Source organism: Sulfolobales archaeon (genome assembly GCA_038881635.1).
GTDB lineage: Archaea > Thermoproteota > Thermoprotei_A > Sulfolobales > AG1 > WYEN01.
Genome location: JAVZPJ010000005.1, coordinates 88,889 through 109,293, shown reverse-complemented (window position 1 = coordinate 109,293; position 20,405 = coordinate 88,889). Strand labels below are relative to the sequence as shown.

General features: G+C 40.1%; 21 protein-coding genes. 10 read left to right on the top strand and 11 right to left on the bottom strand.

Annotated features, from left to right (window positions below):
• A complete protein-coding gene (locus QXS89_05000) occupies positions 1–960 on the bottom strand; it encodes an aldo/keto reductase (GenBank protein MEM3831533.1) in 960 nt (319 codons plus the stop codon).
• A gap of 116 nt (positions 961–1,076) precedes the next feature.
• On the opposite strand from QXS89_05000, the gene QXS89_04995 reads away from it, so the two are divergent.
• Both QXS89_04995 and QXS89_04990 read left to right on the top strand, forming a co-directional pair.
• Positions 1,077–2,237 (top strand): FAD/NAD(P)-binding oxidoreductase, encoded by a 1,161-nt coding sequence (locus tag QXS89_04995; protein ID MEM3831532.1) that lies wholly within the window; start codon positions 1,077–1,079, stop codon positions 2,235–2,237.
• Positions 2,238–2,247: 10 nt separating this feature from the next.
• Positions 2,248–2,700, top strand: a complete 453-nt coding sequence (locus QXS89_04990; protein ID MEM3831531.1) for a hypothetical protein — start codon at positions 2,248–2,250, stop codon at positions 2,698–2,700.
• A 25-nt stretch (positions 2,701–2,725) separates the two neighbouring features.
• Here the strand turns inward: QXS89_04990 and QXS89_04985 are convergent, their stop codons facing one another.
• A complete protein-coding gene (locus tag QXS89_04985; GenBank protein ID MEM3831530.1) occupies positions 2,726–4,381 on the bottom strand; it encodes a CoA-transferase in 1,656 nt (551 codons plus the stop codon).
• Positions 4,382–4,479: 98 nt separating this feature from the next.
• The gene (locus QXS89_04980; protein ID MEM3831529.1) at positions 4,480–4,995 is read right to left on the bottom strand and encodes a PUA domain-containing protein; all 516 of its coding nucleotides are present in this window, start codon (positions 4,993–4,995) and stop codon (positions 4,480–4,482) included.
• Between the two features lie 151 nt (positions 4,996–5,146).
• Here QXS89_04980 and QXS89_04975 point away from each other — a divergent pair, with 151 nt between their 5' ends.
• From QXS89_04975 to QXS89_04965, 3 genes are all read left to right on the top strand, one after another.
• On the top strand, positions 5,147–6,943 hold the full coding sequence (locus QXS89_04975) for an ATP-dependent DNA ligase (protein ID MEM3831528.1): 1,797 nt from the start codon (positions 5,147–5,149) through the stop codon (positions 6,941–6,943).
• A 61-nt stretch (positions 6,944–7,004) separates the two neighbouring features.
• Positions 7,005–7,760 (top strand): hypothetical protein, encoded by a 756-nt coding sequence (locus tag QXS89_04970; GenBank protein MEM3831527.1) that lies wholly within the window; start codon positions 7,005–7,007, stop codon positions 7,758–7,760.
• 69 nt (positions 7,761–7,829) lie between these two features.
• Positions 7,830–8,309 (top strand): Lrp/AsnC family transcriptional regulator, encoded by a 480-nt coding sequence (locus QXS89_04965; GenBank protein MEM3831526.1) that lies wholly within the window; start codon positions 7,830–7,832, stop codon positions 8,307–8,309.
• A 16-nt stretch (positions 8,310–8,325) separates the two neighbouring features.
• On the opposite strand, the gene QXS89_04960 is transcribed toward QXS89_04965, so the two are convergent.
• The 3 genes from QXS89_04960 to QXS89_04950 form a co-directional block, all read right to left on the bottom strand.
• Positions 8,326–9,165: a hypothetical protein gene (locus QXS89_04960; protein MEM3831525.1), complete on the bottom strand. Its 840-nt coding sequence runs from the start codon at positions 9,163–9,165 to the stop codon at positions 8,326–8,328.
• Positions 9,166–9,258: 93 nt separating this feature from the next.
• Positions 9,259–9,402, bottom strand: coding sequence for a hypothetical protein (locus QXS89_04955; GenBank protein ID MEM3831524.1), 144 nt, complete (start codon positions 9,400–9,402; stop codon positions 9,259–9,261).
• 269 nt (positions 9,403–9,671) lie between these two features.
• The gene (locus tag QXS89_04950) at positions 9,672–10,016 is read right to left on the bottom strand and encodes a hypothetical protein (protein ID MEM3831523.1); all 345 of its coding nucleotides are present in this window, start codon (positions 10,014–10,016) and stop codon (positions 9,672–9,674) included.
• 299 nt (positions 10,017–10,315) lie between these two features.
• Between QXS89_04950 and QXS89_04945 the strand changes: the two genes are divergently transcribed.
• Genes QXS89_04945 through QXS89_04925 form a run of 5 tightly spaced genes read left to right on the top strand, consistent with a single transcriptional unit; the run spans position 10,316 to position 13,287 of the window.
• Positions 10,316–10,702, top strand: coding sequence for a 50S ribosomal protein L21e (locus QXS89_04945; GenBank protein MEM3831522.1), 387 nt, complete (start codon positions 10,316–10,318; stop codon positions 10,700–10,702).
• A gap of 10 nt (positions 10,703–10,712) precedes the next feature.
• Positions 10,713–11,063, top strand: coding sequence for a hypothetical protein (locus QXS89_04940; protein MEM3831521.1), 351 nt, complete (start codon positions 10,713–10,715; stop codon positions 11,061–11,063).
• Between the two features lie 4 nt (positions 11,064–11,067).
• The gene (locus QXS89_04935; GenBank protein ID MEM3831520.1) at positions 11,068–11,748 is read left to right on the top strand and encodes a DUF655 domain-containing protein; all 681 of its coding nucleotides are present in this window, start codon (positions 11,068–11,070) and stop codon (positions 11,746–11,748) included.
• A gap of 11 nt (positions 11,749–11,759) precedes the next feature.
• The gene (gene rsmA / locus QXS89_04930) at positions 11,760–12,602 is read left to right on the top strand and encodes a 16S rRNA (adenine(1518)-N(6)/adenine(1519)-N(6))-dimethyltransferase RsmA (GenBank protein ID MEM3831519.1); all 843 of its coding nucleotides are present in this window, start codon (positions 11,760–11,762) and stop codon (positions 12,600–12,602) included.
• A 58-nt stretch (positions 12,603–12,660) separates the two neighbouring features.
• Positions 12,661–13,287, top strand: a complete 627-nt coding sequence (locus tag QXS89_04925; GenBank protein ID MEM3831518.1) for a MarC family protein — start codon at positions 12,661–12,663, stop codon at positions 13,285–13,287.
• A gap of 118 nt (positions 13,288–13,405) precedes the next feature.
• Here the strand turns inward: QXS89_04925 and QXS89_04920 are convergent, their stop codons facing one another.
• The 5 genes from QXS89_04920 to QXS89_04900 all read right to left on the bottom strand — a co-directional run bounded on the left by QXS89_04920 (position 13,406) and on the right by QXS89_04900 (position 20,344).
• A complete protein-coding gene (locus QXS89_04920; GenBank protein ID MEM3831517.1) occupies positions 13,406–14,191 on the bottom strand; it encodes a hypothetical protein in 786 nt (261 codons plus the stop codon).
• Between the two features lie 14 nt (positions 14,192–14,205).
• Entirely contained in the window at positions 14,206–15,396 is a 1,191-nt protein-coding gene (locus QXS89_04915) for a glycine C-acetyltransferase (protein MEM3831516.1), read from the bottom strand.
• Between the two features lie 50 nt (positions 15,397–15,446).
• A complete protein-coding gene (locus QXS89_04910; protein MEM3831515.1) occupies positions 15,447–16,304 on the bottom strand; it encodes a hypothetical protein in 858 nt (285 codons plus the stop codon).
• 101 nt (positions 16,305–16,405) lie between these two features.
• Positions 16,406–17,368: an NAD-dependent epimerase/dehydratase family protein gene (locus QXS89_04905; GenBank protein ID MEM3831514.1), complete on the bottom strand. Its 963-nt coding sequence runs from the start codon at positions 17,366–17,368 to the stop codon at positions 16,406–16,408.
• A 96-nt stretch (positions 17,369–17,464) separates the two neighbouring features.
• A complete protein-coding gene (locus tag QXS89_04900) occupies positions 17,465–20,344 on the bottom strand; it encodes a glycoside hydrolase family 38 C-terminal domain-containing protein (GenBank protein MEM3831513.1) in 2,880 nt (959 codons plus the stop codon).
• Positions 20,345–20,405: the final 61 nt, after the last annotated feature.

Sequence of the window (20,405 nt, the reverse complement as noted above, 5' to 3'; positions counted from 1 at the left end):
CTACCAAGTGACATAGCTAATTCTTATACCTCTACTAATCCTGTCTAGAAGCACTAGATCTTCGAATGATAGCGAGAAACTTCCCGCACCAGCATTCTCTCTAGCTTGATCAGGTGATTTAGCACCTGGGATCGGAACTACCACAGGGCTGTACTGGATCAGCCATCTCAAAGAGATCTGTGTAGGAGTTGCATTATACTTCTTAGAAAGCTCTCTCACAGCATTGATCAAAGGCTCTAGCTTAGCCAGGTTCTCAGGATGGAACACAGCCTCACCCGATCTCACGTCAGAGAATGTAGGAGGATTCTTAGGATCATACTTACCTGAGAGAGCTCCCTTAGCAAGAGGACTCCATGCAAGAACGGTCAAACCTTCTCTCTCTGCATACGGTATATGCTCTTTCTCTGCATATCTCTCAGCAAGATTATATCTGATCTGAATACTTACTATATCAATAGAACTGAGACATTGTCTAGCAGACTCAATTAATTCAACTGGAAAATCACTTAGACCTATATATCTTATCTTACCTAGTTTAACAAGTCTTTCAAGAGCTCTCATATACTCGCATGTAGGGAAGTTATGCCATGCAGGAGGCCAGTGAACTTGCATCAGATCTATAACATCTACACCTAGTCTTGCCAGAGATCTCTCAGTGCCCTTGAATACATCATATTCATTCATAAATTCTCCAGGTAGCTTAGTAGCTATTATAACCTTGTCTCTTATACCAAGCTCTCTAACAGCTCTTCCAACGAACTCCTCACTCTTACCTCTTCCATAGACTGCTGCTGTGTCGATTAGATTAACTCCTGAACTGAATGAAGCTTCTATAATCTTCTTAGCATTCTCGTAATCTAGAACACCCCAAGCATCGCTGAACTGCCATGCACCTAATCCTACTACAGATATCTTCTCTCCAGTCCATCCAAGCTCTCTATATTCCATGAGATAGCTCACCAGATTATCTGAGTACGAGAGCTTAAAAATATATTTGTTTAATTAAATGATAATTTAAATCAAAAATATAAATATAATTTATTAAACTCCTAAGAATTCAACTACAGAGGGAGATTTTGAAGAAGATCCTCATACTAGGAGGAGGAGCTGGAGGAGCAGTTCTTGCAAGTCGACTGGCGAAAAAACTTGGGAGTGAGGTTTCTATCACGGTACTAGATAAGAACCTGTATCACGAGTTCAGACCTTCATATCTCTGGATTGCTACAGGCTATAGAGAGCCTGATCATATTCGAAAACCTCTTACACTTCTTGAGAAAAGAGGAGTTAGATACTCTAATGAAGAGATCAGATCGATAGATTTAGGTAATAGGACTGTTACCACAGACAAGAGCAAGTACGAGTACGACTATCTAGTAGTAAGTCTCGGCGCAGTTTTAAAACCTGAGAAGATCAAGGGATTAGACGGAGCTCACCACGCATGGGAGCTCAGTGATGCTCTGAAACTTAGATCTGCTTTATCAGAATTTAGAGGAGGGAAAGTCGTGATAGGTCCTACTAGAACTCCCTATAGATGTCCTCCAGCACCTATCGAGATAGCATTCATGATCAGATACCTAGCTACTATCAGAGGATTCTCTGACAAGACTGATATAACAGTACTACACCCAGATTGGAGCAAGCCTATGGAAGCCTTCGGACCTTTCATGAGCTCTTCATTTGAGAAGTTCATGGAAGACTATAAGATACAGTTTATAGGCAGGTGGAGAGTTGAGGAAGTAGATCCTGTGGGGAAGGTTATTACAGGTGCTAATGGTGAGAAGCTTAAATACGATCTAGCGATACTAGTACCTCCACACGAGCCTGCAAAACCTGTTGCTGACAACCCAGATCTTATTGATAAAGAGAGCGGATTCATGAGTGTGGATAAGAGAAGTCTGAGACATCCTAAGTATGATGAGGTCTACGGCATAGGAGATATAATAGCTCCCACACTTAAGATCGGTATGGCGGGAGTCTTCGCACACTTCCAAGCGGATTATGTTGCCACAAGACTTGTTAACGAAATCAAAGGTGTTTATATGGGTTTAGAGTATAATAGAACAGGAATTTGTGTAATGGATCTAGGCTTTCTAGGAGCAGGAGCATTCTGTGACTTCGGAAGCTATATAGATGGAAAATCAGCTTATCCAGACTGCTACATGCTGGGAGGAATGAGTATCATGAGGATTCTAAAGATAGCATTCGAGAGAATGTGGTTTAAAGAGTTATTTGGATGAGGTGGGCAGGATGGCAGAGCTTAGCCTGAGAATTGAAGGGATTCCAGAGGAGAAAGCTGAAAAACTTGCAAGACTTCTGGAGCTATTGATAGAGAAGAGCGATTCTATAGAGAATCTGATCAGACTCGTGGAAAGCCTAGACAGACTAGGGCTTACCGATATAGCTAGAACCGCTGAAGAGAATAGTGATTTCATCTTCAATGCAACATCTCGAAAAGAAGTGATAAGTTTAGTAGGTAATGCTATGATGCTCATGTACATGCTCAGCAACATGAATCAGGCTATGCTCTATGAGTTTGCCGAGCGTATGCCTAAATGCGTTGAAACAGGTTATAAGGAGTTCAAGAACTATCCTGAGAAAGGTATGGGTCTTCTGGAGATGCTCAGAATCATTAGAAGTCCAGAGTTTGCAGCATTATTAAAAACAATGCAACAGATTATCAGATGTGTGAAGAGTAAGTAGCCTGATACCTTTTTAACTTACGATCCTATTTTTTAAGAGCTTGGATCAATTGTTCTTTCAATCCCATCCTACCTTTTAAGAATATTCTTTCATCCATCTCTCTAAGCTCTCTAGATATTACCGGCTTGAATCTCATCTTAGATAAGATATCTTTCTCAAGATCTACTCCTGGAGCTACCTCTACGAGAGACACACCCTCCGGAGTCAGCTTGAACACTGCTCTCTCAGTTATGTACATGATCTCATGACCGAATTTAAGAGCGTATCTACCGCTGAAGAATACTTTATAAACTCTTTCAACAAATTTAATCACGCTACCCTCCTTCTCTATTACAAGTCTTCTATCTCTCGGATCATAGTATATCTTCCTATCACCAGCTGTGAAACCTCCTGTGAATAAAGTCTTAGGAGATCCTCCGGCGATCACTGGAAATCCTCCTGGACCATATAATCTTCCGGGAAGCATTGAAGGATTCACATTACCTTCTCTATCAACTTCTAGAAATCCCAGTGCCGCAACATCTATTATACCTCCCTCAAAATTCGAGAACATGTCAGGCATCGTAGTCAGAGCGAATGGTGATATTGCAGCTCCGAAATCTTGACCGCTCAGAGCCACGCCACCCCAGACTCCTGATTCTATGACTGATATTATGTAGTCTGATATCTCCTCGTATGCTGCAAGCCATGATATTAATGCGGGGATTCCTATGCCTAGATTAACTAGAACAGGTCTCTGAAGTTTTGCCACGGTTTCCACAAGCTCGATCAATGCTCTTCTAGCTATTATATGCTCATGTTCTGAGAATCTCTCTATTTCTGAAGAACCTATCTCTCTTAGATCTATAGGAGGTATGACTCTATAGCATAATCGGGGATCATATTCGTAGGAGCCTGACTGCCAGTGATACTCTCTAGGAGCTACAACAACATGGTCTACTAGAGGAGCTGGTACGTCAACTTCTCTAGGATTTATAAGACCTTGTCTAGTTATCCACTTGACCTGAGCTATTACAATACCTTTTCTAGGTGAAGCTTTCGTAGCCTGCGCTATGTTGAGAACAGATCCTTTGATAGCCTCATCAGAGAGAGATATATTTCCAATCTCATCAGCTACAGAACCTCTTATAAGAGCTACATACGGTTTAGGAGCTTGGTAGAATAGATACTCCTCACCCTCTATACTCACTATAGAAACCTTACAACTCTTCCTCTCGAGAGAGATCTCATTTAAAGCACCCATACTATCTCTAGGATCTAGAAATGTTCCAAGCCCAATCTTGGTTAGAAGCCCCGGCCTTCCCGAGGCTACCTCTCTAAACCAATATGCTGTAATACCTATAGGCCATGCATATGCTTCAATAAGATTCTCTGCAACTATCTTCTGAAGCCATGGTGAGAACCCTAGGTATGGAGCGAGAACTCCTCTTATAAATCCAAAATCCTTATCCTTGTACATTATCTCAGCTATCTTATCGAAAGCTCTTCCAGGAACTGCTGGGAGTGTTTCGAAGATCATGAATAGATCTCTTGGATGTCCTGTCTTCCTATACTGCTTGTAGAGTTCATATATAAGATATTCAGGTGTTGTAAGAAGATTAAAACCTGAAACCGCTACAACAGATCCATCTGGAATACAGCATAAAGCCTCTTCGGGATCTCTAATCTTCTTATAAATCATGTTCATCCATATTAACTATATCCTTAGCAGCTTTATATAAGCATTATCCTATAAGATCTTACTTAAACATGATAAAACATATTTATAGAAAACAAGCTCTACATAAGTCTTCTAAGAACCTCAATTAAACTCATCCATATCTTATCTCCAGCATAATGAATACTCTTAATAGCCTTACCTTTTCTCAGATTCTTAATCTCACTACAACTCATGAGAGCCATGCCAACTAGTATGTGAAGATTCTTCTCAGGCTCTCTCACACCAACCACGTCATCTTTATTAAAATCACTGCACTCTATAATCCCGGGAGCCATCACATCGGCACCTCCTAAGATCCTTGGAACAGCTCCTGAATCAACTCTCGCATAATGAGTAGTTAGAATACCAAGGTTCAGAGAATGAATCGAGGGTATCAGAAGATTCTCGATCTCTAGCACTAAAGGAATTACGTTGCTCTCGGAATAAGCTATGTAGATCTTTACATTATTCTTCCGAGGATAGATATCTAGAGTAACCTCTGCTATCTTCTCATACTCGCTCTTAAGATTATACCTCTCTCTAAGTGTTGCCATCAGCTCTCTCATATCTCTTTTTGAAAGATATCTTAGCTGCAAATCAAAGCTCTCCTATGAAACTTAGGTATGAGGATAATATCTGTATTCTCGAAGAAAAAGTTTTCTGTCAGCATTTCTCATAGAAAGATCTATGGTTTCAGCCTGTTATATTTCACCTGTGACAGAATAAAATAATATATGGGTGTATCTAATGCTATTCGAGATATTAGCAGAACATTTCGAGAAGCTTGAGACTACAAGTAGCAGAATGACTCTCACGAGCATTCTTTCGAGTATGCTTAAGAAGAGCGATCCGGAGGATATTGATAAAGTTATATACTTCATACAAGGAGAGCTTTGGCCCAGCTGGTATGGAGAGCCTGAGATCGGCATAAGTGAGAAGCTTCTGGTTAAGGTTATAAGTCTTGCCGTAGGTGTTCCTGAGAGAGAGGTTGAGAATCTATATAAGAGACTAGGTGAGTATGGGAAGGTAGTTGAAACTCTGAAGAGTAGAAAGACTTCTAACACAGCTCTCACAAGCTTCATATCTGAGAAGAGAAAACTCACAGTATCAGAAGTTCATTCAACTCTTACAAAGATTGCTAGAATGACTGGAGAAGGTTCTAGAGATCTTAAGATAAGAGTTTTAACAGGACTTCTACAGCAGGCATCACCTAAGGAGAGTAAGTATATTGTTAGATTTGTTGAGGGAAGGCTTAGACTTGGTGTTGGTGATGCCACGATCATAGAAGCTCTTGCAACAGCATTCGGAGGTGGTGAGGCTTCCAAGCCTATTATCGAGAGAGCTTATAATGTGAGAGCAGATCTAGGTGAGATCGCGAGAATACTTATTGAGAAAGGTTTAGAAGCTCTCAAGAATCTAACACCTACCATAGGGATCCCGATAAGACCTATGCTTGCTGAGAGACTTGATAATGCTAGAGACATTCTAGAGAAGACTGGAGGAAGATGTATTGCAGAGTTTAAATATGATGGAGAGAGAGCTCAGATACATAAGAAAAAAGATAGTGTGATAATATTCTCGAGAAGACTTGAGAACATAACTCATCAATACCCTGATGTTGTTGAGATGAGCAGGAGATTCATTAAAGCTGAGGAGGCTATAGTAGAAGGAGAGATCATAGCTATAGATCCTGACACAGGAGAGCACAGACCATTCCAAGAGCTAATGCATAGAAAGAGAAAGCATGATATATCTAAGGCATTAGAAGAGTATCCTGTAGCTGTAAGACTCTTCGATATTCTATACATAGATGGTGTAAGTCTTCTCGAGAAACCTCTAATAGAGAGAAGAAAGATTCTTCTAGATCACATAGAGCAATCAAGTATTTTCTCAATAGCAGAATACATAGAAACATCAGATCCAGAGGAGTTAGAGAGATTCTTTCTTAAAGCTCTTGAAGATGGTAATGAAGGTATTGTGGCTAAGAATATCAATGGAATCTATCAAGCAGGTGCCAGGGGATGGCTTTGGATCAAGTATAAGAGAGATTATAAGAGTGAGATGATAGATACCGTAGACCTAGTACTTGTAGGAGGATTCTATGGAAGAGGTAAGAGAGGAGGTAAGATTGGAACAGTTCTACTCGCAGCATATGATCCTGAGAAAGATGTGTTTAGAACAGTATGCAAGGTAGGAACAGGGTTCACAGATCAGGATCTTATTGAGGTGAATAAGAGAATAGAAGCTTCTAGAATACCGAGCAAGCATCCTAGAGTAGAATCCGATATAGAACCAGATGTCTGGACAACTCCGAGATATGTTATGGAGGTCATAGGAGCAGAGCTAACACTCTCACCACTTCACAGATGCTGTTATAATAGTGTGAAACCTGGAGTTGGTATATCTATTAGATTTCCAAGATTCGTAAGATGGAGAGATGATAAGAATCCTGAGGATGCTACTACAGAGAAAGAACTTCTAGAAATGTACCTAAGACAATTAAGAAAGATCGAGGTAGAAGCTTCAGAGTCTCAGGGAAGATAGAGAGTTCTCACATATAAAACCCTTTCTTCTAAAGAGTACTAGAGGGTTGGAGGGTTCTATAATGTCGAGGTCTGAAGCTGCTGTGACTCTTTCCCTGGCTGATACCAAGCTCTTCCTCTCTCTAGTAGAGGTTCTAAGTTCTCTAGCTGAAGAGGTTGCATTCGAGATATCTCAGGAGGGTTCTATGAAGGTTGTAGCCATGGATCCGGCTAAGGTTGCTATGATAGACTTCCAACTCTCTCAAGATGGTTTTCTAGAGTTCAGTGCTTTTAGAAGTCTTACACTTGGTATATCAACGAGAAATCTATCTCTGGCGATGGAAGATGTTAAGAGGACTAACAGGATCACGATTAAAGGTGATGAAGAGAATATAGAGTTTGTCATAGAAGGGATTCCTAGGAGGATCTTCAGGTTTAGAAATCTAGAGATTTCTCTCGAAGAAATACCTAAGATCGAGTTAGAATTTCCTGGGAAGGCTTCAGTCCTCCCAGATCCTCTTAGCGGAGCTATAGCAGATCTCTCATCAATATCGAACTATATAACATTTAAACTGGATCAGAATGTGCTCGAGTTGAGAGATAGTGACACTGGTAAGAGATCTATAAGACTCTCTAGAGAGACAGGCTCTCTACTAGATGTAAGTGTTAGTGAGGAGATCTCCGTAGACTTCGATTCATCATATCTCTCTCCGATAGCTAAGCTTATCAAGGTATCATCATCCGTGGAGGTATATATGGGGAGTGGAATGCCTCTTAAGATGGAAATGCAAACACCTCTAGGAGGAAAAATAGTGTTTTATCTCGCACCTAGAGTGTAGAATATTTTAGCTGAGAGCTGTAAAACACCTTATAAACTCTTTTTAATATATCTAATCAGGAGGATTTAAATGTCTAGAAGGGAGAGAGGAGAGAAGGAGGAGTTAGATGAGAAAGATCTTAAGATTCTAGAGGTTCTTCAGAAAGATAGTGATGTGACATTCACAGAACTTGGAAACATGCTGAATATAAGTCCTTCGACAGCATATATGAGAGTTAAGAAACTTAAGATCGGAGGTTATATTAAGAAGACTGTTGCAATAATAGATTATGAGAAGCTTAACTTTAAAGTTAAAGCTCTGATATTCGTGAAAATGGATCCTAAGAAGATTAGCGAGGTGGTTGAAAGACTGAGTGCTAAGGATCGTATAGTATCTATATATGATGTGACAGGAGAGCCTACAGTAGTTGTCATGGCCATAGCTAAGAATCATGTAGATCTCGCGCAACTTCTAGACGAGATAGGAAAGATAGATGGTGTAGTATCTACGAATACCATGATCATAATGAGAACATTTAAAGAGAGTTATGAAGTCTCACTCACAAGATAAAGATCTAGATGCTTTTCTACCCCGCTCTCCCAGAGCTTCTGAGAAGTTCTGCTATCTTCTCTCTATAGATCCTAGGTATGTGGATCTCAAGATCATATCTAGACTTCTCATGATCAGGTATTTTAATTCCTGATGAGGATATTATTATGAATCCTTTCTCGAGAATCTTCTTAAGACTCTCTAGATCTCCTCTCTCATAGAGTTTCTCGATATACTTGTCAAAGTGATAGTATTTGAGGATCTCAGTGTTGGTAGGAGTGTAATCACATATAATACATGATCCATCTGGCATCAGAGAATTAAAACCGCATCTAGGACATTCTGGTGGGATCTCTTGATCTCTTGTAGAAGTCCACCACTTGATCCATTGATATCTGAGGCTGAGAATCAGGTCATCTCTCTTCATATCTCTAGCCCTTCTATAAAGCTGTGGCGCGTAGCCCAAGATCCAAGATCCTCCTGCCGATATCACGTACTCAAGTTGATCCTGTGAAAGTTCTTTAGATCCTTCAACTATCATTTGAGCTATAATACTTCTAAGGCTCTCCATATTTCTTCTAATTCTGCTACTAAGCCTCTCCATATCAGGTTTCTTCTCATCACTCCAGAGAAGTTCTGTGACTCTTCTCAATATAAAGCTCGTGAGATCCTGATCTAGATTAAGATGAGATATACCAAGTCTCGTGAGAAGTTCTTCTCTATTCTCGGAAATCCATTGATCCAGGTCAAAAGACTTTCTCTTCTTCATAGTAGAAGTCTGCTTAGAAATATGTTCCTCAGACCTAGACTCTTTAGTCTTAGAACTCTTAGATCTATCTCTAGACGCAGACCTCCCTCCTCCACTCTTCCTAGGCATAACTACACTCTTACCCTCATCTTATAGTAGAGTATGTGCCGCGGTATATTATTTATCCTATACATATAGAGATCAGAAGAATCGAAAAACCTATTACAGCCTCGCATTATAATTAGCTTTAATAAGAGGTTGTAGATAGCCTGCGTCTACATATTCTTTTAATTCACCTCCAGCATGAACCTGAAATGTATCCGGTGAATTTCCAGCTGCTAGTAAACCCCATATAACAGCTTTCATCACAGCTCCAGCTCCTCCCGCCACGGGATTTTCAACTATTTCAACATCCTTGTACTGCTGTTTGAATATGTTAAGCGCGGCTGTTATCGCTTCTCTTTCGCCGCCAGCTGTTCCCAGTATATGAATGCACCGACCGCGACAGCTATTATGATGGCAACAGCTATTATTATTCCAACAGTTTTAGATAGAGCTTTATAAATTCTCATAATATCCTCCAGAAGTTTTTACATATCCAAATTTATAAAGTTTATTGCTTAAAAACTTTCTATCTAATCCCGATAAAATTCTATTATTATCTTAACTCTCACATTTTGAGATTCTACGGGCGGAGGTGTTTCTCCTAGATCTACTGCAAATGATACTTGATTACCTAGAGAATCTTGGAAAATTATTTCAGCAAGATAACTCTTCTTAGGACCTGAGGAGAGACTTCTCATAAGATTTTCGTAGAGTCTTGTGAGAGCCATTTGAAAGGCTATAGGACTGGAGAAATCCTCGGGTCTTAATCTGAGTTCTTTGAATGTATCGAGAACCTCACCTATTCTAGCTCTTCCTATGAAAATGATTCTCTGTAGAGGTTCTTCTTCGCTAAAGTTTTCTGACTCGCTCAACATCCTCACGATATAATGATATTCTTGCATAACTTATTAATGAAGATGCTTACCTTCTACACTGTTTTCACAGGCTGTTCTTATTCTCATATCTTATTCTCTGCATGAAAACATCATGTCTTAAGTGTCTTGGAGAGATTATCTCGTGTAGAGGTTTTCATCCTACCACTGAGTAATCCCAGCTTACCTTTTCTATTGAAAGCTCCCGGGATCATACCCGTATCTCCTGTAATTCAAATACCGCTTCTTTTTTTGAGTTTTATAAGTTTCTGAAAAAAATAAGTTTCATAGGTGTGATTAGAATGGTGAAAGCTCCTAAAGGTCTTAGACACAGGACTAGGAAGCTCATGAAGAAGAGTGTAAGAGAGAGAGGAGCTGTTCCTCCGCTCAGTAGGCTTCTCTACGAGTACGAGGTTGGAGATCGAGTTCATATTGTTATTAATCCCTCTACACATGATGGAATGCCTCATAGAAGGTATCATGGCAGAACTGGAGTGGTTTTAGGCAGGAGAGGAGATGCCTATGAGATCGAGGTTTCTCTAGGTGGTAAGAAGAAGATCCTTTTTATAAGACCTGAACATCTCCAGCCTACTCCTGAGATCATTGATAGAGAGATTAGTAAAGTTAGAAAACTAGTTGAAGAGCTAAGAGTTAGAAGGAGAGAAGCTTCTAAGGCTCTCTCTTTCTAAGTTTAGGAGGTTGTCTACTCTGAGGATTCTAGGCTACGAAGACGTGCCCATACCTGTTGTCGTCGATATCATAAGGAGAGGTATTGAAGGTAGAGAGGGTAATGAGATTATCTATAGAGTTTTAGAGTATGGAGAGACTGTTTCCAAATGCGATCCTGAGCCAGCTAGAGAGATTATGAAAATGCTTCTGGAGAGAGGTTTGAAGAGTGTGAGTGCTACTCAGATAGTTAATATAGCACCTAGAGATATAGATCTTCTGAAGATCTTATTATACTTCGAGGAGAGAATGCCAGATCAGGAGACTTTGGAGGAGATAATAAGAATTATAGATGAGAAGTGCTCTACGATGAGTAGGAGATGATCTGATGAGTTTTAGAAGTAGAAGAGGTTTTGAAAGAGGTAGGGCTAGGGTTTTTGTGAGAGATGCTTATGCTATCATACTTGATTTCATGATTCATGGGAATCCTTTCGATAGACATCCTCATCACAGACATGCTGCTTTGATCCAGGCTGTAGGTACTAAATACTTCACACTTATCGAGATAGTTCCAGCACATGGTATCAGTGCTAAAATTGGCGAGAGGATCTATATCGAGCAATCCTACTCCTCAGAGGTGCAACCATATAAGGTTGAAGATAAGATCCTCTGGCAGGATTTAACGAGTATTTCAAAAGATAACCTCCCCACAGTTCTGAGAGAACTTATAAAATCTAAAGAGAGAGTTTTCGTAGAATTCTTCAACAACGCTTCTCCTATTAACATAAGGCTTCACATGCTCAATCTCATACCTGGGATTGGTAAGAAAACTCTCGAGACACTTCTTAGCGAGAGGAAGAAGAGCAGATTCCAGAGTTTCGAGGATCTGAGCTTGAGAGCGAAGATACCAGATCCTGTAGGAGCTCTTGTAGAAAGAATTATAACAGAGATGATGGGTGGTGAGAAATATTATCTCTTTGTAGAACCTCCTCCGGAGACGCGTGATGTTAAATTCTTTAAAATGCTCGACTATCTATATGCTCTGACTAACTATAGAGATCCATGGTGATATAGAATAGATTGAGCTTTAATGATCTTATTAGAGCTATAGAGAGAGACAGACTTAGAGAATACACGATCGAGGTTCTGAAGAAGATCGGTTTAAAACCATCAAAAAGATTTGGACAGAATTTCACTATTAGCATCAGACTTCTGAGAGAATTCAGATATCATGTGGAGAGAATGAAATGTGAGAAGATTATAGAGATAGGCACTGGTCTCGGTGTTATAACCGCTTCTATAAGAGATCTTTGCAGAGAAATTATCACTATAGAAAGAGATCAGAAGCTCTGCAACTATGCTAGAAAACTTTTCGAAAGTATTAGCAATATAAGAGTTTTATGCGGAGATGCTCTAAAGATCATAGGCAGCCTAGATTTCTGTTGCGTGATCGGCACTCTCCCCTACTCCATCACAGGTCCTATACTAGGCGGGATCGCCTCTTCAAAAGCTTTATGGGGTGTTCTAGCTCTTCAGAAAGATGTTGTTGACAGGATTCTCTCAAGACCTGGTGTTAGAAGGTATGGGTCTATATCTGTTCTCGTAAGATCTTATTTTGATGTTGAGAGAGGAGGAGTTTATAAACCTGATGATTTCTACCCTGAGCCTAAGGTTTCTACAGAGGTTATTGTTCTCAGAAGATTTAGAGAAGCTCTTGAAAGAAACGATCTTTATGAGAGATTTTTAAAATGTCTCTTCAGCCAGAGAAAAAAGCTTCTTCATAATGCTCTTAAGATGTGCGGATATGATTTAGGTGGAATTCTTGAAGACATTCCTAGAGATATTCTATCTAGAAGAGTTTTCACACTGTCTCCTGAGGAGTTCTTCAATCTATTTCTTCTTCTGCAGAGAATCTCTCGCTAGATTAGATCTATCTAGTTCTTATATGAGACCTTTTCAAATCCTAAGGGGATATGTGAAAATGATAGACGCAGGATTTCTCTTAAACACTCTACTACCTATCTCCATCTCAATATTCGCTATAATGGATCCTCCTGCTGCGATACCTACTCTCATATCATACATAGGCAGTCTGGAGAGTTCTCGCGATAATATTGATGAAGCTGTTAAAAGAGTTGTGGGAAGGGTTTTTGTAGCCGTTTTCATTCTACTAACAGTATTCTCGCTAGCTGGTGAGTATGTTTTAAAATTCTTCAATATAGACCTTGCATCTCTGAAGATCGCTGGCGGTGTACTATTGATGGCTGTAGCCGTAGACATGCTCATCACAGGACACAAGCCTGAGAACATCTCGGGGGGAGACTTAGCAGTAGTACCTATAGCAACACCACTCATAGTAGGGCCGGGAACTATGAGTACTCTAATAGTGTACTCAAGGATCTACGGCTCACTAACAACTCTCGCAGGAGCTTACATAGCTCTGCTAATCACATATCCACTACTAAGATATTCATACAAGATCTTTAGATTCCTAGGAACCTCAACACTTCAAGGTCTTGGAAAATTCATGTCACTCATAATAGCATCAATAGCGGTAACTCTAGTAATAGGAGGATTAAAAGACCTGGGACTTCTTAGCTCTCTCTAGCTTCAACCATCTTTTTCTCTCCTACCAATCTCTCTAATAGTTTCTCACAGGCTCAGCTCTTATATAAGTCTGCACTTCTGCGTGTAAGCTCTGGAGTATAGGATTCACTCTTAGGAGTCTAATGCTTGCTTGTTTCTCTCTGGTTTGTGAGAATATCTATCATTTCTATGGCTAGGATTCTTTTTCTCCAAGGATCTTTTTCTCTCTTATAGTTTCTTGCTATCTCATATACTTCTCTTATCTTCTCTACGTCTAAGCCTAGGGTTTCTCTTATGATTCTTTTATTTATTATATAGCTTAGTATTCTCGTGGTGTTTGATGCATTCGAACTTGTTCTTGCTGATTCTAGGTCTATGTAGTAGATCTTCTCAGGATCTTTATTCCTAATTATGATCTGTTTATCCGCTCTAGAGATTTCTTCAAGATCTACTGACAGCAGATCTAGTGTGTTTGCTGAGATTATAAGAGATCTTGTTAGTCTCGTGAGAGAAATACTATCTCCGCTTATGGAATCTATGAAATCTCCTAGTCTAGGACCTTCTATAAATTCTCTAATAATAAAATCTCTCGAGTAATGATAAACTCTGGGTGCAAATCCTGTCTCGGAAACTCTCATAAGCAGTCTCGCTTCATTTTCAAGACTATCTCTCTTAGAATCAAATCTTCTAATTTTTATAGCAGAGATCCCATACCTCGAATGTCTTCCTAAAACCACCACCGATGAAAAACCTTTGCCGAGAACCCTCCTACCTAGAAGCATTGAATCTCCATACTCTAAAACTTCTTCAACTCCAGAACTTCTGAGATCTTCTAATCTTCTAAAACATCTCTCATCAAAGAATCTAAGAGGATAGCATATGATCTCTTTAAAATCCTCTAGAGAATAACTGAAAAAACCATTCATACTAAGCACTTATGCTATTTTAGAAAACCTGTCTTTCTACCCAGCTCTACGAAAGAATCAATAGCATATTTCATATCCTCAACACTGTGAGCTGCAGAAGGTTCAAGCCTGATCCTAGCTCTACCCTTAGGAACAGTCGGATATACTATAGCTTGAGCGAATATATTATACTCCTCAAATAATCTTCTCGAAAACTCCTGAGCAAGCTTTTCATCATATAACATCACAGGTGTTATAGGATGCTGGGTGCTGCCTAGATCATATCCTGCATCTCTTAATCCCTTCTGAAGAATCCTAGTATTCTCCCAAAGCCTTCTTATAAGCTCATCGCTCTCCTCAAGAATCTCTACCGCTGCGATTGCTGCAGCAACATCAGGAGGATTCATAGCGCTTGAGAAGAGGAAAGGTCTTCCTCTCTGCCTTATAAACTCAATAACATCATAATCTCCAGCCACATAGCCTCCTATAACTCCGAAAGCCTTACTCAAGGTCCCCATCTCTAGATCCACTCTCCCATGCAGTTTAAAGTGATCCACAATACCTCTACCATGATCTCCGAGCACACCCTCTCCATGAGCATCATCAACATAAACAATAGCATTATATCTCTCAGCAAGCTCTACAATCTCGGGGAGAGGTGCTAGATCTCCATCCATAGAAAAAACACCGTCTGTGACAATGACCTTAATCTTGTAATCTCTAGCCTCCTCAAGCTTTCTCTTAAGATCCTCAACATCTCTATGCTTGTATATAAGCTTCGGAGAACCTGCAAGCCTCATAGCATCAATAATACTAGCATGATTAAGCTCCTCACTTATGAAAACAAGATCCTTTCTACCCCACCCGAGAGCGCCGAGAGCAGCTAGATTAGCATTATAACCACTCTGGAGAGATACTGCAGCTTCTCTCTTCTTAAATCTCGCAAGCTTCTCCTCAAGAATCATGTGAAGCTCCATAGTGCCTGCAATACTTCTAACAGCACCTGCACCAACTCCGTAATCAAGGATGGCTCTTATAGCAGCCTCCTTAATCTTAGGATGAGAAGCCAGTCCGAGATAATTATTCGAGCAGAGATTGAGAACTCTCTTACCTTCAACAACAATCCAAGGCCCCTGCTGGCTTTGAAGTCTTCTAATAGTCACATACAAACCCTGCTCCTTCAAACTCCTAAGCTCATCTCTAATCCAATCAATTTTTCCACTCATAAAACAACACCTAGAGTCTCCACAAAGATTATAGACTGCAAGGTATAAAGCTATTCCAGTAATCTCAACTCTAAGATCTTCTCAACATCTAGGTTTTTCTCAAACCTCATTCTATAAACTTCAAAGAATCCATTCGGCATCTCCTCCCACTTAATATCTTTCCTCGGATTATAGAAGTCTACAACGGTTGAAGATACATAGGTATAGAGATCCTTGCCTACTCTCGCTCTATAGATCTTATAATAGTTTCTTCTATCGGAAATCCTCTCTCCAGACTTGTAAAAACTTCCCACACCAATCTCAAGATCTTTTTCCCTGATTAGAATAACACCGATATTCAAAGCTGATAAGGTGTACTCTACAGCTTCTCTAAACAAATCCTCAGAAATACCATCTCTAATTCTCAGCGCCATAAGCTGAGCTAGCATATGAGTATCTCCATATAGTCTCGCATAAGAACTCTCCTTCTCAACCCCTAGAATCTCAAGAATCCTCTGCTTATCCACTGTCCCATTATGAATCAGATAAAGTCTATAACCCTCTCTACTCACAGCTTCCGCTGGATGTGTCGAGAATATGTTCACAGGCATACCTCTGCTAGCTTCTCTCACGTGGATCATCTCGACAAAACCTGTGCTACTCGAATCCAGATCTTCTTCGATTCTTCTAGCTCTAGCATCTCTATAGAAAGGATCTAGAGATCTTTCTAGAATTTCTCTAGAGATAATACTATCACCACTTCTACTCACACTTACTAAAATCCTCCCCCACCCATCGCTATGGCTATGATCTCTGCCTTCTGTTAGAATCTCTAGATAAGGATCTCTCTCCGAAGCTCTTGCAAGAGATCTCACTAGAGAAGCTCTCAGATCAAGATCTACAGGATTCGCACCGAACATTATAAGCATTCTACACAAAATCCAAGCACCAGAATAATGATAACGCTCTAGAACTATTAATAAAAAACTACTCTCTTCACAAGGATTACAAAGATCCTTAGAAAGAAATATCACAACCTAAGCTCTTTCCCAGCCTCAAGCATTCTCTTTATATTCTCAATCATGTCATCAGTCATTCTCTCAAGATCCCACTCAGGATACCAGCCCCAATCAACTCTAGCTCTTTTATCATCAATACTCTTAGGCCATGAATCAGCTATTCTCTGTCTAGCAGGATCTGGCTCAAACCTGGCTTTAAACCATGGGATTCTTCTTCTAATAGCATTATAAAGCTCCTCAGCCGAGAAACTCATCCCCTGAACATTATAGAACGATATTGTAAGCCTTCTTCTATCAGCCTCTATAAGCATTTTAAAAGCTCTGAGAACATCAGGCATGTATATCATGGGCAGCCTCGTATCAGCTCTAACCCAGAAAACATACTCACCTCTCGAAACAGCTTCATAGAATGCCTCCACAGCATAATCCGTAGTCCCACCACCAGGTTTCATCCTCCAGCTGATGACACCGGGAAGTCTTAGACCTCTCACATCCAATCCATATCTCGCATGGTAATACTCTCCAAGCATTTCAGCTAGAAGCTTCGTAATACCATACATGGTTTTAGGCCTGGCTACAGCCATTTCATCAGGATGATCAGGTGTTTCAGGACCGTAAACAGCTATAGAACTTGGTATGAACACCATCTTAAGATCTCTTGCACGAGCTTCATCTAATATATTGTAAGTGCCTTCAGCATTAACTCTCCAAGCTAGTTCAGGATCTCTCTCACCCTTGGCAGAGAGTATCGCTGCTAGATGCACTACACCCTCGATCTCGTATTTCCTGATTATACTATCTATATCAGCTCTGCTTCTCACATCAAGTTTTTCAACAGGTTTGCAGAACTTCTCTCTAAGACAAGACTCATCTATATCGGTTGCAACAATACTCTCAACACCGTAAAGATTCCTGAGAAAAGGTACGAGCTCACTACCTATCTGCCCACAAGATCCTGTGACCAGAATTCTCAACTCAAACACCTAGAAATCTCATGTTAAGAGACTTCCACTAATACTTACCATGCCGAGGTATTTAAGTTAGGTATTGAAACAAGTTATACGATAAAATCATATTCTAATCATAACACTCTTAATCTCGAACGGCTTGAAATAAAGTTTTCTAACTCTATTCTCATGCATCTCTATCAGATCTGTCTCAACACCTTCTATATCTAGCACTGTCTCACCTCCATAGCTCTCCCACATCCTAGCTATAAAACCTCGGGCATTTTCAGCGCATTTTATAGTTTCAAGAAGTATGTTTGGTTTATCAATCTTCAGAAGACTTCTCTCACCGGAGAAACCTCTTGAAGCAATAAGAGGTCTATGATATTCGAGAGCTCTTCTAGGTATCTCAGCTCTCATCCAATCCCCCTCATGAGGATAAATGCTATACTCCACCTCTACATATCCCATATCAAGATGAGGATTGGGGAACAACGGTGTCTTGAAAAGTGTGAGTCCTACAACTCCTCCATCAATACTATGCCCAGCTCTACCCTTGTTAAATATAGCAAGACCATAAGCTGAGGAGTAGACGTCAAGCCATCTCCAGACTGGAAACTCGAACTTAGCATCTTCCCATGGATTCTCAGCTCTAATACTTCTTCTTATAACACCATAAGGTATCTCAGCTCTAGCATCTGTAGGCTCGAATCCTAATTCGAAGAGTTTTCTAAAGAGAGTCAACCTCTCTCTTATAAAACCTCTGAGAATCATATCTACTCTCCTGCTATGTCTCCAAACACATATCTTCTCGGTAAAACTCGAATCTTCATATGAATACTCTATATCTAGACATGCTCTCAGAGGACCTCTCTCGGAAATCTTAGAAGATCTAGGTTTTAACTCTGTGCATACTCTCTTATACCAGGGATCTATATCCCATCCATCCCATTCAGCCGGTATATCTTCACACGCTATAATATATGATCTCTTCACCAGATCGATCTCTGAAACAAGATCTCTCACTCTCCCATCAGCACTCACCTCGATCATATTATTCCGGATTCTACTCTCATCAGCATATAGATCTTCAGCATGAGAACCCTCACCCTCTTCAAAGCTTTTAAACCCTAGAGGAGGAACTTTTACAAGCGAGTATACAACTCCATCGATGATCTGCTGAATGCTACCTCTAATCCTGCCAGGAACCACATCCTCTCTCTCCCAAGGCAGTGTGTTGAATACTGTGACACCACCCTCTCTCAAGATAATCTCTTTAGAAATCCTTCTAATCTCATCATTTATTCTTCTAAGCAGGTTTTCCAGCCTTGCAATATAATGGTCGTATGCTTCTCTGATAAGCGTTGCCGAGGCTATGTCGTGGAATTCTGCTTCTAAAAGTTCCAGCCATAGATCCTTATAATCCACACATTTACCTCTTATGAAGGATATGACCTCGAGATCTTTTAAAGATTCCTCTATCAATCTAATATATCTCTTAATCTTCGAACCAGTAGAATAAGTACCTCTATGAGTCTCTAGATAGAGTTCACCTCTCCACACGGGAAGCTTTACATTCTTAATACTCTCATAATACTTATAAGGATCTGAGAGAATAATCCTAGGAGCTCCGGGCACTCGTGAGTATGTTTTAATCCTCTCCATCATAATCCATGTAGGACCTCCACCTCCATCTCCAAAACCGAATGCTATGAATGCTGGAGCTTCCGGACTGGTATGATCTCTCCAAGCTTGTACAATCTGTTTTGGAGAAAGATCGCTTCCGTAGGTAGCGTAGTTAACAGTTATGATCTGGCTTCCATCAATACCTTCCCATAGAAATACTGAATAAGGAAATCTATTCATTTTATTCCAGTAAAGCTTGTGTATAAAGAAGATCTTTATACCTGATTTTCTAAGGATCTGAGGCATAGACCCTGTATAGCCGAAAGAATCAGGTAGCCAACCTATCTCAGTGATTCTTCCGATCTCCTCCATTAAAAATCTCTGTCCATAGAGAAACTGCCTCACAAGAGATTCTCCGCCGATCACATTAGTATCACTCTCAACCCACATACCACCTACAGGTATTATAACTCCTTCTCTCACAGCATCTAATACTCTCCTGTAGAGCTCTGGATCCTCTTCCCTAAGCCATTTCAGATAGAGAGAGTTTGACAGTGCAAATCTCATCTCATAGCTTCTCGCCAGGCTGAGCACGTTTCCAAGAGTTCTCACAAGCTTCTTTCTAGACACATCAGGAGTCCACAACCACGAGACATCTATATGAGCATGAGCTACAGCATGTAGAACTCCTTCAGGTCCTGATACTTCTCTCACAATTCTATCAAGTTCTCTATCGAGAACCTCATGAGCTTTTCTAGCCATCTCAGATAGATCATGAGGATTAAGAGGTTTCACATCGGGATCTAGTCTTATATCATAATACTTCTTCCATTTTATATAGAAAGGAGGCTTCACAACACTATATGTTGACACAGCTTCTAACTGTTCTTCTGAAACACCTCTCACATCAATCATGTCTAATGCCTTGTTTAAAACCTCTAGAAGAGATAGATCCCCTGTATACTCAGCCAGATCTGTCAGTAGAGAAGCTCTAACAACGAATCTAAATGAGACGGGTTCTTTAACATATAGGTATGCACCTCTTATAGAAAGAAGTCTCTCACCGAAAGGACCTTCCATAGATGGTGATATTCTAATAAAGTTTCTTCCAGGAGGGAGTGGTATGAATCTATTGTCATGACTTGAATCAGGTGTTCTAAAAATTGCGTGAACAAGATCCTTGTTTATAGTGAGAGTACCTTCACCCTCGATATCTACAAATAGAAAACCATCTCCATCAGAAAACTCTAGAACACCACAGTATTCTGAAGAATTATCACTACAAGGTTCTAAACCCACCTTTAAGAATCTAATAGTAGATGCTGCATCAATGTAGAATAGCTTGGTTCTAATCCCTGAAAGACTTCTTAAAGACATTATCAGTCAACTCTCACACAGTCTTCATGTAGTATGTAGAAACCTAAAATCTTTAACCTCT